The sequence below is a fragment of the Pseudomonas sp. B6(2017) genome, from assembly GCF_002112765.1.
In the GTDB taxonomy this organism is placed as follows: Bacteria; Pseudomonadota; Gammaproteobacteria; order Pseudomonadales; family Pseudomonadaceae; genus Aquipseudomonas; species Aquipseudomonas piscis.
Window position 1 is genome coordinate 268,955 of sequence record NZ_NEIQ01000008.1, and the last position, 12,024, is coordinate 280,978.

A 12,024-nucleotide genomic window follows, 5' to 3' on the forward strand; every position below is an offset into this window, starting at 1 on the left:
ATGGTGGCAGGTCCCAGGCCTGGAGCGTTGCCTGAAAGCGACCTATTGCGAACGATAGGCCCGGGCGGCATCGCGATCCTTCTCCTGCTGCCAGGCCCGCTCACGCTCATCCCAGTGGCGCTGGCGATACTGTTCGCGGTCCTGGTTCTCCAGCATGGCCTGGCACTGGCGAAAGCCGTCGCTCCAGCCCTCGGCGTATTGCGCATCCTTGAGATAGCGGGGGACGTCCTTGCGAAACTCTCCACTGATGGAGCCGGCTGCCTGTCGGCCGCTGACACAGCCGTCGTCGAATCCATCGGCAAAGGCCGGCGGATAGCCTTGCTTGAGCAAATACTCGTGGTTCGACTCACAACCACCGATCAGGGCCAGTGCCAGCAATGCCCAAGCGTAACGCCACATCGAGGAGCTCCCAGACTTCACATGAGTGAAGTCTAGAAGGGCATTTGTCGGCGACGCGTGAAAACCTTGTCGCTAGGAGCTTGACGCTAGCAGCTGCCGTTAATAGTGGTACCACTTGAGTTCGAGCATGACTTCATTGACCGGGCTGGCCAGCTGGCTGAACTCGCGCTGGGCGCTCAGGCGCAGGCCCAGGTTGCGTGACAATTCCCATTGCTGGTTGAGGCTCAGGCTGCGGCGGACTTCGCCGTTGGTGAAGTAGTCGCCCTTGGCTTCGAGGCTGAAGTTACCCAGGGGGTTTTTCCAGAGGATGCCGGAATCGAAGCCGGCTGCCGGAGCGATGAAGCCGGCGAAGTCGGCATTGTGTTCCACCCGTACCGTGCCCAGGACAAAGCCCAGGGTGTTTTCGCCCAATTGCCAGGTACCACCGGCACCACCGTTGACGTGGCTGACCAGGGTTTCATCGTCGTGCTTGCCAGGTACCCGTTCCAGGCCACCGGTGACTTGCCAGGACCATGGCTGCAGCAACTCGTTGCGTGGGGTCAGGGAGCGGATGGTCGCCAGGTCCAGCTGTTGCAGCTGCCAGTGATTGCCTTCGTACTGGCGCAGTTTCATCTGCAGGATCTCGATCTGCGCTCCGAGGGGGAAACCTTCGGCGTTGTCGTTGAGATCGTGATAAGCCATGCGCAGGCCGTATTCGGCGAAAGCCTTGTCGTCCCGCGTGCCGACGCCGAGCTGCCAGGTGCGGGACTGGTGGCCGTCCTCAGGCAGACCCGGACGCTGGATCTGCAACTCCGGCGCCGGGTTCTGGTTGATGGCCTTGAGCAGCTCGAAGCTGCGCTGCGAACGTTCGGTGTCGCGCTCCTGGCCGTTGGCCCGATAGCGTTCCAGGCGGTAGGCCGCGTCGACGATCAGGGCCTGGCGGTCCCGGGGCATGGCCTTGAAGCCGGGGTCTTGCAGTTGTTTCTGGTCGGCGCTGACCTTGAGTACCCACTGCTGTTCTTCATGGCTCAAGGGCTGGGCGCGGCTGAGCAGCTCGCGCTCGCGGGACGGACGGTAGTCGATGCGCTCCACCAGCCCGGCGTCCTTGACAGCCTTGACCGTGTCGGTGGGGATCGCGGTGAGCGGGAACTGGCCGGTCAGGCGCAGGCTCGGGCGGGCGACCTGGAGCAGTTCCAGCAAGCGGTAGGAGCAGTTCTCGTCGAAGAAGAAGTAGTCGAACTTGATCTGCTTCAGTTCCCAGACATGCTCCACCATGCGCTCGGTTTCTTCCTGGGTCAGGTTCAGTCGGTACTCCCACAGGTCGCGATTTTCCAGGCTGCGGTATTCCGCCAGCTTCTCCTGGTAGGGGACCAGGGCGAACAGCCCGGGATAACCGCCCATCAGGCCTTTCCAGGCATAGAGGATGCTGTTGTCCGAACCTTCGATATAGGCGCCGAAGTTGATCGCGTAGCTGAGCAGGGCCGTGTGGTTGCTCTGCACGTCTGCCTGGTCGATACGCAGCAGGGTGTGGCCGAACATCGACGAAGGGCTGTTGAGGTAGGCCGCCGGGAAGATCATCACCGTGCTGTGGGGGGCGACGTCCTTGAACCATTGGCTGAACTCGTTGCACTGGACCGCAGGCAGGTCGTTGAGCCCCAGCTGCGCCTTGAGCCAGCGGGTGCGGGCCGGGTAGACGCACTGGGCATGGCGTTCGCCGGTGCTGGCTGGAGCATAGAGAGCATCGAGGGTCGCACTCAGCTCGGCATCGGGATGATGGGCGCCGTCGGCGGCGAGGAAGAAGCGCGGATCGCTGACATAGCTGCGCCAGCCGCCGAGCTTGGCGGTCTCGTAGTGGCCGATGGAGATCCAGAAGGGGTCGTTGGCCAGTTGCTGCAAACGTTGTGAGTCAATGTGGGGCGCGGCGTACAGCGGGGCGCAGGCACAGAGCGCCAGGTAGGCAAGGCGTTTGAGCATGGTGGGCAACTTGAGTCGGAAATACAAAAGCCCGGAAGGGGCAGGATCAGAAAGAAAAACCCGCTCCCCGAAAGGAGCGGGCGGGGGCCGGCTTAGGCTGGAGTGGCGTACTTGGCCAGGCGAGCATCGCCTTTGAGTACGGCCAGGGTGTTGGTATGCACGTCTTCGGCGGTCACGTCGGCCTTGCTGAAGATCTGCTGGAAGTGTTCATGGGTAACCGCGGCGAAGTGCGCACGGTCTTCTGGAGCTACACCCAGGACCACGGCGTAGGTGGTCAGGGCTTCGCCCTGGCCCTTGGCCATGTCTTCGGACAGCTCGTTCATCATGCCGTTCATGGCGAACCAGGATTTGCCGCCGTAGGTCAGGGCGGCGTTGGTGGAGCAGCCGTTGGTGCCGGAGGTCATGCCGAAGGTGGCGTTGCCGGAGGTACCGTTAGTGGTGGAAGCCAGGAAGTGGGCAGGAGTGCCGCGCTGGCCTTTGAACAGCATGTTGCCCCAACCGCAGTCCGGGCCACCTGGCGCTTGGGCCATGGCGTTCAGGGAGACGGCGGTGAAGAGAGTACCGAGAAGAATCCGTTTCATAGCGTTGTTCTCTTTGTGCATACCAATAATGGACAGGGAGGTTGGTCCGTGCCGGCACCAGGGGACCGGTTATTTATCCGGTCGCGCAGTTTGGAGTTTAGGCAGATTCCATCGGTTCCGTAAGTATTTGCAACGCAATACCGGAAATGCCGGGTGGCCCCTGGCATGGGGGGACAGGCTGCGGTCCGTCCCTGTTCGGCCATCAGGCGCGCCTTGCCAGCCGGGCCTGGCCAGCGCCAGAATGCCGCCATCCGCCCCGCCTGATGTAAGGAAGTCCGATGCCTGATCCTGTTGCCGCCAGCCTGCGTCTCGCGCCTGAGGCCTTGACCCGTCCGTTCTCCGCTGAGCAGTTCAGCTTCTCGACCACCAATGATCTGGAGCCCTTTCGCGGTGTGCTTGGCCAGGAACGCGCAGTCGAGGCCCTGCAATTCGGCGTGGCCATGCCCCGCCCCGGTTACAACGTATTCGTCATGGGCGAGCCGGGCACCGGGCGCTTTTCCTTCGTCAAGCGCTACCTGAAGGCCGAGGGCAAGCGCCTGCAGACGCCATCGGACTGGGTCTACGTCAATAATTTCGACGAGCCGCGCGAGCCGCGGGCACTGGAACTGGCAGCAGGGGCCGCGGGCAGCTTCATCGCCGATATCAACGGTTTGATCGACAACCTGCTGGCAACCTTTCCAGCGGTCTTCGAACACCCGTCCTACCAGCAGAGGAAGAGCGCCATCGACCGCGCCTTCAACCAGCGCTATGACCGTGCCCTGGATGTGATCGAGCGCCTGGCCCTGGAGAAGGACGTGGCGCTGTATCGCGATAGCAGCAATATCGCCTTCACCCCGATGTACGAAGGCAAGGCGTTGGACGAGGCCGAGTTCGCCCAGTTGCCGGAGGCCGATCGCGAACGTTTCCACGAGGACATTTCTGCCCTTGAAGAGCGCCTCAACGAAGAGTTGGCGAGCCTGCCGCAGTGGAAGCGCGAGTCGAGCAACCAGCTGCGCCAGCTCAACGAGGAAACCATCACCCTGGCCCTGCAGCCGTTGCTGGCGCCATTGTCTGAGAAGTACGCGGAGAACGCCGGGGTCTGTGGCTACCTGCAGGCCATGCAGGTCTACCTGCTGAAAACAGTGGTCGAGCAACTGGTGGATGACAGCAAGACCGACGCCGTGGCGCGCAAGCTGCTGGAGGAGCAGTACTGCCCGAGCCTGGTGGTCGGCCATCCCGCCAGCGGCGGTGCCCCGGTGGTGTTCGAGCCCCATCCGACCTACGACAACCTGTTCGGGCGGATCGAGTACAGCACCGACCAGGGCGCGCTCTACACCACCTACCGGCAATTGCGCCCCGGCGCCCTGCACCGGGCCAATGGCGGCTTCCTGATCCTGGAAGCCGAGAAGATGCTCAGCGAGCCCTTCGTCTGGGACGCGCTCAAGCGCGCCTTGCAGTCGCGCAAGCTGAAGATGGAGTCGCCGCTGGGGGAAATGGGCCGCCTGGCCACCGTGACCCTGACGCCGCAGATGATCCCGCTGCAGGTCAAGGTGATCATCATCGGTGCTCGCCAGCTGTACTACACGCTGCAGGACCTGGATCCGGACTTCCAGGAAATGTTCCGCGTGCTGGTGGACTTCGACGAAGACATCCCGATGGTGGACGAGAGCCTCGAGCAGTTCGCCCAGTTGCTCAAGACCCGTACCTCGGAGGAGGGCATGGCGCCTCTGACCGCGGATGCGGTGGCGCGCCTGGCTACCTACAGCGCGCGCCTGGCCGAGCACCAGGGGCGCTTGTCGGCGCGGATCGGCGACCTGTTCCAGCTGGTCAGCGAGGCCGATTTCATCCGCCACCTGGCCTCGGACGAAATGACCGATGCGGGGCATATCGAGCGGGCGCTCAAGGCCAAGGCCACCCGTACCGGCCGGGTCTCGGCGCGGATTCTCGACGACATGCTGGCCGGCATCATCCTCATCGACACCGATGGCGCGGCCGTGGGCAAGTGCAACGGCCTGACCGTACTGGAGGTGGGTGATTCGGCTTTCGGCGTGCCGGCGCGGATTTCCGCCACGGTCTACCCCGGCGGCAGCGGCATCGTCGACATCGAGCGCGAGGTCAACCTCGGGCAGCCGATCCACTCCAAGGGGGTGATGATCCTGACCGGCTACCTGGGCAGCCGGTATGCCCAGGAATTCCCCCTGGCGATTTCGGCAAGCATCGCCCTGGAGCAGTCCTACGGTTATGTGGATGGCGATAGTGCTTCGCTGGGCGAGGCCTGCACGCTGATCTCGGCGTTGTCGAGGACGCCGCTCAAGCAGTGCTTCGCCATCACCGGTTCGATCAACCAGTTCGGGGAAGTGCAGGCGGTCGGCGGGGTCAACGAGAAGATCGAAGGCTTCTTCCGCCTGTGCGAAGCCCGTGGGCTGACCGGTGAGCAGGGCGCGATCATTCCCCAGGCCAACGTCGCCACCCTGATGCTCGACGAGAAGGTCCTGCAGGCAGTGCGTGATGGGATGTTCCATGTGTATGCAGTGCGCCAGGCCGACGAGGCCCTGAGCCTGCTGGTGGGCGAACCTGCCGGCGAACCGGATGCCGATGGCCAGTTTCCGGAGGGCAGCGTGAACGCCCGGGTGGTTGAGCGCTTGCGGGTGATCGCCGAGATGATCAGCGAGGAAGACCTGAAGGAGGCGGAGAAGGAGTCGGCGCAGGAGGCGTTGGCAGAAGCCAAGCCGGCCTGATGACGGACGATGGCGAGGGCATTGGCTCTCGCCATCGGCGTCGATGCGCTGACGCCAATTTTTCAAAGTAGACCATTCGGCGCCTGTTGGATCGGTCAACTTTGTTTATCGGGCTTTTCTTCTATTCTCAGGGCAAGGAGAACGACAACCGTCGCTGGATCGAAACAGCCTTCGACCGAAGGCTGAATAGTGGATCTACCCGAGGGTCGCCGCCATGTCGCGCAACCTTTGCCTCACTCGCCAATGCCTTGGCCTCGTCACCCGTATCGAATGCTGCGTCCGCCCACTGGCGGGAGACAACGGTATGTGGACCCTGCTCTTCGCCGCCGGAATGGCCGGTGAACAACCTTCGGCAATCAAGTCCCAGGGACCGTTCTGCGGTCCGGTGGTGGCCGAGTCCATCCTCGATTCCATCGTTGAAAGCCTGACTACTCATGGCTACCAGTTGGCGGACGATCCGCAGATCTGGTGCCTGCACCTGCAGGCCCAGTTGCGTCAGATCAACGGGGAACGGGGGCGCAACAGTGGCGACTTCCAGTTCCATCCCGAGCACTGAAAGCCGGGCCTCGATGCCCGGCTATGGCGCGGCAGGCGCGGATTCGACCTTGTCGAGCTTGACCTCGAAGCCGTATTCCACGGTGTTCAGCTCCGTGCGGTTGTAGCTTTCCAGCTGGCTCGGTTGGCCGTAGAAGTAATGCACGTCATATAACGCCGGGCCGCCATGCGGCGCGCTGTGGGAGACGGCGAGGATCTCCTTGAGGTACTGGCCGCTCGCATCCTTGGCATAGAAGCGCCAGGCATCCGAGGCAAAGAGCTGCTGGTCGACGATCAATGCATTGCCCTTGAGCTCCAAGCCCTTGGGCAACTGCTGCGCAGTGAGGGTCTGCTTCTCGATATTGGCCAGGAACAATGGGATCGAGCCGACCGCATAGGCGGGGGTTTCCGGGAACAGGTTCAGGTCATAGGTAATCAAGCCGCGCAAGGCGTCGATCTCGAATGCTTCGTCCGGCAACTCGATGGGCTCGCCACGCTGCCCCTGGGCGTTCTGGGTAAAGAAAGTCAGTGGTGTGTCGCCTGTACTGAACTGCCCGCCCAGCAGCTCGTCGTTGAAGGTCCGCGGATGGCTGAACTCGATGCGTGCATCACTGGCGTCCTCCACCGACTGGCTGATGGTCACTGACTTCTTCAGCGACTCCTCGTCGATCTGCGCTCCCTTGAGGTAGCTGGCCGCCTGGTCGTCATAGACCACCACCGGTATTGGTAGTGCCTGGATGGTCTTGTCGGTGGTGTTGCGTTCGAAACTCAATACCGGCAGGTCAAGATCCTTGCGTGTGACCTGTGCCTTGGAGAAATCCAGTACCGCGACCTCCAGCTTGTCCACCATGCCGTTGAAGTAGACCTTGGCGTAGCGTCGGGTGTGCTTGCGGTCGAAGGCTTGCTGTTCATCTTCCAGTTGCTTTTCGAAGGCATCGCTCCATGTGCTCTGCTTTTGCATTGCGGCCAGTTGGCGCCGGTAGAAGGCGATCTGCTCGGCGTCCTCGTTGATCGATCCGGAACGCGAGAGGACCTGGCCGCTGCTGTCCCGAGCCTGCACCATCAGGGTATTGACCGAAACGTCACTGGCCTCCTCGAGTACTGGAGCGTTGTTGTTCATCTCGATCTCGGCGACGTTTTTCTCCAGGGCCAGCAGGGTCAGGCTGATGTTGCCGTCCTTGCGAGGCTTGCCGATGTCGGCCTTGGCCAGCTCGAAAGTCAGCACTCGCTGGGGCGCCATGACCTCGAGCTTGCCTTGCAGGGAGACCGGTTGCGGCTGGCTCTTGTTGTCGATTTCCAGGCCTTCGACGAAGGGGTAGGCGACGGTCAGGTCATCCGGGTTGGTCATGTTCGAGCTGGAAGGACTCAGCTGGATACCTGGGTCGGTTTCCGACCATTCAGGCTGGAAGTCCACGACTTTCTTGTTGCTCAGGGTGACCGATTGCCATTCCAGGCCATGGGGAAAAGGGAAGTGCCCGGGGATGCTGAAGTTGAAGGGAAAGATCGGTTGCAGGTCGGTCAGGTAGTCCGAGTTCGAACGCTTGCGCAGCACGAACAGGCCGTTGACATAGGTATCCACCAGGGCCTGCGGGGTTGGGTAATGCTTGAGCACGGCGAGACTGTCATCGCCGTACTCGGTCTCGATGGGCTTGGTGGCGAGCTTGAGCTGGGCTCGCTCCAGCAACAGCAGCGAACCGCCAAGGTCGGCGAAGGCATCCTTGAGCTTGGGGTCCTGGATGGCCGCAAGGGACTTTTCCAGTTGCGCGGCTTCGTCCTTGAGGTTGGCCTCTTGCTTTTCATCGCTGGGCGAACAGCCGCCGCTACTCAGCAGGGCCAGACCAAGGCCGAGGCTCGCCAAAGGCAATCGCAAATCCATTTTCCAGTTTTCCTGTCCAGGGTCGGTGGGCGGTTGGAGTGGCTTCGACACTAGCAGAAAAAACGCCCGGAAAAACCCGTGGACCTGTGGTTTATGGGGTTTTGGGGCGCTGATATACTCGCCGCCGTTTTCACACCGGCTGCGAGATTCCAATGGAACGTTTTATCGAAAATACAATGTATGCATCACGCTGGCTGCTGGCGCCGATCTACTTCGGTCTGTCACTGGGCCTGCTGGCGCTGGCATTGAAGTTCTTCCAGGAAGTTTTCCACGTCATTCCCAACGTGTTCGCCATGGCTGAGTCCGAGCTGATCCTGGTCCTGTTGTCGTTGATCGACATGGCACTGGTGGGCGGCTTGCTGGTGATGGTGATGATCTCTGGCTACGAGAACTTCGTATCGCAACTGGATATCGACGAAAACAAGGAAAAGCTCAGCTGGCTGGGCAAGATGGATTCCTCGTCGCTGAAGATGAAAGTGGCGGCATCCATCGTGGCGATTTCCTCGATCCACCTGCTGCGGGTGTTCATGGATGCCAAGAACACTCCTACGGAGTACCTGCTGTGGTACGTGGTAATCCACATGACCTTCGTGGTCTCGGCGTTTGCCATGGGCTACCTGGACAAGCTGACCAAGCACTGAAGAACTCTTGATTGCCTGTAAGCCGCCCGGCCGTTGTGAAACGGACGGGCGGTGTCGTTTGTGGCTTGTGCTTTTCCTGGTCGCGGCATATCCCTTTAGGTGTCACGGGCCTGGAATGCATGAGGTGCGCTCATGAACCTGCAGGAAATGAATGCCTATGCCATCGCCGGAAAACTCGACGAACTGAACCTGATCTCCCTGGAAGGCGGGATCTACCTGCTCGAGGCGCGCATGCGCGGGACGGCCTATCCACTGAGCGATGCCCACGGGCAGACGTTCCACCTGCGCTCGGTGGAGCATGCTCGCGAGGTGCTGCAAGCTTTTCCCGACTTGCCATTCAACCTGATCCATACCTCGGTGCATGATGAGATGTGCGGCTTGTCCGGTACTGTCGAGGACAATCTGAAAGTTCCCATCGTCCTGCACTCCGGTGGTTGAGTCCGGGCGGCGATGATCCGCGCCGGCCTTCTGTGCTAGTCTGCTCGCCCTTTTGGTTCCGGGCGCTCCGGAATGCGCTGTGTCTGCACGGCCTTTCCCGAGCCGTCCGCACAGCGGAGCAGCGTCATGTCCGAAGTAAACCTGTCTACCGACGAAACCCGCGTCAGCTACGGCATTGGCCGTCAGCTGGGCGACCAACTGCGTGACAACCCACCACCAGGTGTGAGCCTGGAAGCGATCCTGGCTGGCCTGACCGATGCGTTTTCCGGCAAGCCAAGCCGTGTGGGCCAGGAAGAAATGTCCGCCAGTTTCAAGGTCATCCGCGAAATCATGCAGGCTGAAGCCGCTGCCAAGGCTGAAGCCGCAGCAGGCGCTGGCCTGGCTTTCCTGGCTGAAAATGCCAAGCGCGAAGGCATCACCACCCTGGCCTCCGGCCTGCAATTCGAAGTGCTGACCCAGGGTGAAGGCGCCAAGCCGAGCCGTGAAGACAGCGTGCGTACCCATTACCACGGCACCCTGATCGACGGTACCGTATTCGACAGCTCCTACGAGCGTGGCCAACCTGCCGAGTTCCCGGTGGGTGGTGTGATCGCGGGCTGGACTGAAGCGCTGCAGCTGATGAACGCCGGTAGCAAATGGCGTCTGTACGTGCCGAGCGAACTGGCTTACGGCGCACAAGGCGTAGGTAGCATCCCGCCGCATAGCGTTCTGGTGTTCGACGTCGAGCTGCTGGACGTTCTGTAATTCCCCGAGGAGCCGACCTGCGAGCGATGGCGGCTTGGCCGCGGATGGTTCATCGCCAGCAGGCAGGCTCCTTTATCGGCTTGGGTTTCATACGCGGATTCTTGCACTCAGGCCTTGGCTTTCGGCGCCGGTCGGCCGCAAGGCTCTGGCGTAGCAGAACAAAAACAGGTTACGCACCAACTCCTTGAGTACCAGCGGCTCGCTGGAGCTCAAACCATTGAGGTCCAGGTCTCCCTGGTCCTGCAGCTCGTTCAGGGCTTCCTCTTCCAGTACTGCACAGACTTCCCCGGTTTCCCGATGCAGGATTCGCAGGTAGGGATGTGGACGGTCCAGCCAGGCATCGATCAAATAAGTCATGGTTCTCATCTCCTTGAATTGGGGGTTCAATGAGAATAATTCTTATTCAATGAATAGCAAGTACCTATTGGCGGTTTCTGCTTTTTTCTGCCCAAGAGTTGCTGTCGCGCAAAGACCATGGCCTTTCGCTTGCTACGTCACGGGGGAGGAGGCGGGGCGGGGCCCTCTCGCGCCGGGCGCGAGAGGGAAGGGATTCAGACTTTACGGACGAACTCGGACTTGAGTTTCATCGGACCGATACCGTCGATCTTGCAGTCGATGTCATGGTCGCCATCGCACAGGCGGATGTTCTTGACCTTGGTGCCGACCTTGACTACCAGCGAGGTGCCCTTGACCTTGAGGTCCTTGATCACGGTGATGGTGTCGCCGTCTTGCAACACGTTGCCCACCGAATCCTTCTTCACAGTTTCAGCGGATACGGTTTCGGCTTCGCCGCCGGCGGACCACTCATGGGCGCACTCGGGGCAGATCAGCTGGATGCCGTCCTCATAGGTGTATTCGGAATTGCATTTTGGGCAGGGTGGCAAAGTGCTCACTTAAGCTCCTCAAGGTCAGGATGGCTAAAGGCGCACATTGTACAGGGTTTTGCCGGGCAGGGGGCGAGCAGGGCTGTGGCGCGGAGCCGGCCCCTGCTGCAGGCAGGGGCCGGGAGCCTGTCAGTGGGTACGGGCGACGGCGAACTCGCTCAGTTCCACCAGGGCGTCGCGATACTCGCTTGCCGGCAGGGCTTCCAGGCAGGCGATGGCGCGAGCGACGTAGTCGCGAGCCAGTTGCGCGGTGTAGTCCAGGGAGCCCGAGGCTTCGACGGCATTGCGGATGCTTTCCAAGTCCTCGATCCCGCCTTTCTGGATCGCCTGGCGAACCAGGGCGGCCTGTTCCGGGGTGCCTTCGCGCATGGTGTAGATCAGCGGCAGCGTAGGCTTGCCTTCCGCCAGGTCGTCGCCCACGTTCTTGCCCAGGGTCTCGGCGTCACCGCGATAGTCCAGCAGGTCGTCGACCAGTTGGAAGGCCACGCCCAGGTGGTCACCGAAGGTTCGCAAGGCCTCGGCCTGTTCCGGTGTGGCACCGGCCAGGGCCGCGGCACTGTGGGTCGAGGCTTCGAAGAGCATCGCAGTCTTGCCGCGGATGACTTCCATGTAGGTTTCTTCGGTGGTGCTGGCATCGCGCACCTTGGACAGCTGCAGGACTTCGCCTTCGGCGATGACCCGGGTAGCCTGGGACAGGATGCGCATGACCGGCATCGAACCCAGTTCGACCATCATCTCGAAGGAGCGCGAATACAGGAAGTCACCCACCAATACGCTGGGCGCATTGCCCCACATGGCATTGGCGGTGGAGCGGCCACGGCGCATGCCGGACATGTCGACCACATCGTCATGCAGCAGGGTAGCGGTGTGCAGGAACTCGATGGTGGCGGCCAGCAGGCGCAGCTCTTCGCCTTCGCGGCCCAGGGCCTTGCCGCACAGCAGCACCAGCAAGGGGCGCAGGCGCTTGCCGCCGGCTGACGTAATGTAGTCACCGATTTTCGAGACCAGCGGTACGCGGGACGTCAGTTGCTTCTTGATGATGCCGTCGACGGCGTTAAAATCTTCCGCCACCGCGCGGTAGAAAGCTTGGGGTTGCATCAGTGACAGGTGCTCCAGAAGGGATGCGCGGCATGCTAGGACCCGCGTCCCCAGGTGTCAAGGCGCCTTCCCGGGTAGCCAAAGCCCCGGCGGGCGTTAATTTGTCAGGGTAGAACACTAGGTTAATGGTCATGGTTTGCCATGAAAACCTGACCACAG

General features: G+C 61.6%; 12 protein-coding genes. 5 read left to right on the forward strand and 7 right to left on the reverse strand.

Features of this window, described 5'->3' with window-relative positions; genetic code table 11:
• Positions 1–42: 42 nt before the first annotated feature.
• From CAG11_RS15995 to CAG11_RS16005, 3 genes are all read right to left on the reverse strand, one after another.
• Positions 43–399: a hypothetical protein gene (locus CAG11_RS15995; protein ID WP_085597040.1), complete on the reverse strand. Its 357-nt coding sequence runs from the start codon at positions 397–399 to the stop codon at positions 43–45.
• A 99-nt stretch (positions 400–498) separates the two neighbouring features.
• Positions 499–2,352 (reverse strand): DUF4105 domain-containing protein, encoded by a 1,854-nt coding sequence (locus CAG11_RS16000; RefSeq protein ID WP_085597041.1) that lies wholly within the window; start codon positions 2,350–2,352, stop codon positions 499–501.
• A gap of 92 nt (positions 2,353–2,444) precedes the next feature.
• Positions 2,445–2,933, reverse strand: coding sequence for a DUF3015 domain-containing protein (locus tag CAG11_RS16005; protein ID WP_022641102.1), 489 nt, complete (start codon positions 2,931–2,933; stop codon positions 2,445–2,447).
• Positions 2,934–3,211: 278 nt separating this feature from the next.
• Between CAG11_RS16005 and CAG11_RS16010 the strand changes: the two genes are divergently transcribed.
• Together CAG11_RS16010 and CAG11_RS16015 are read left to right on the forward strand one after the other, a co-directional pair.
• Complete coding sequence (locus CAG11_RS16010; protein ID WP_053134664.1) at positions 3,212–5,650, forward strand: Lon protease family protein; 2,439 nt, start codon at positions 3,212–3,214, stop codon at positions 5,648–5,650.
• A 214-nt stretch (positions 5,651–5,864) separates the two neighbouring features.
• Complete coding sequence (locus CAG11_RS16015) at positions 5,865–6,206, forward strand: hypothetical protein (protein ID WP_031320562.1); 342 nt, start codon at positions 5,865–5,867, stop codon at positions 6,204–6,206.
• Positions 6,207–6,227: 21 nt separating this feature from the next.
• On the opposite strand, the gene CAG11_RS16020 is transcribed toward CAG11_RS16015, so the two are convergent.
• Positions 6,228–8,060 (reverse strand): hypothetical protein, encoded by a 1,833-nt coding sequence (locus CAG11_RS16020; protein ID WP_085597042.1) that lies wholly within the window; start codon positions 8,058–8,060, stop codon positions 6,228–6,230.
• Between the two features lie 152 nt (positions 8,061–8,212).
• Between CAG11_RS16020 and CAG11_RS16025 the strand changes: the two genes are divergently transcribed.
• The 3 genes from CAG11_RS16025 to CAG11_RS16035 all read left to right on the forward strand — a co-directional run bounded on the left by CAG11_RS16025 (position 8,213) and on the right by CAG11_RS16035 (position 9,883).
• Entirely contained in the window at positions 8,213–8,701 is a 489-nt protein-coding gene (locus CAG11_RS16025; RefSeq protein WP_031320561.1) for a TIGR00645 family protein, read from the forward strand.
• 132 nt (positions 8,702–8,833) lie between these two features.
• Positions 8,834–9,139, forward strand: coding sequence for a DUF6482 family protein (locus CAG11_RS16030; protein WP_022641097.1), 306 nt, complete (start codon positions 8,834–8,836; stop codon positions 9,137–9,139).
• 126 nt (positions 9,140–9,265) lie between these two features.
• On the forward strand, positions 9,266–9,883 hold the full coding sequence (locus CAG11_RS16035; protein ID WP_022641096.1) for an FKBP-type peptidyl-prolyl cis-trans isomerase: 618 nt from the start codon (positions 9,266–9,268) through the stop codon (positions 9,881–9,883).
• 87 nt (positions 9,884–9,970) lie between these two features.
• Here CAG11_RS16035 and CAG11_RS16040 read toward each other — a convergent pair whose 3' ends face one another.
• The 3 genes from CAG11_RS16040 to CAG11_RS16050 all read right to left on the reverse strand — a co-directional run bounded on the left by CAG11_RS16040 (position 9,971) and on the right by CAG11_RS16050 (position 11,865).
• Positions 9,971–10,240, reverse strand: a complete 270-nt coding sequence (locus CAG11_RS16040; protein WP_022641095.1) for a hypothetical protein — start codon at positions 10,238–10,240, stop codon at positions 9,971–9,973.
• 194 nt (positions 10,241–10,434) lie between these two features.
• Complete coding sequence (locus tag CAG11_RS16045) at positions 10,435–10,776, reverse strand: zinc ribbon domain-containing protein YjdM (RefSeq protein ID WP_022641094.1); 342 nt, start codon at positions 10,774–10,776, stop codon at positions 10,435–10,437.
• A 120-nt stretch (positions 10,777–10,896) separates the two neighbouring features.
• Complete coding sequence (locus tag CAG11_RS16050; RefSeq protein WP_053134658.1) at positions 10,897–11,865, reverse strand: polyprenyl synthetase family protein; 969 nt, start codon at positions 11,863–11,865, stop codon at positions 10,897–10,899.
• Positions 11,866–12,024 lie beyond the last annotated feature (159 nt).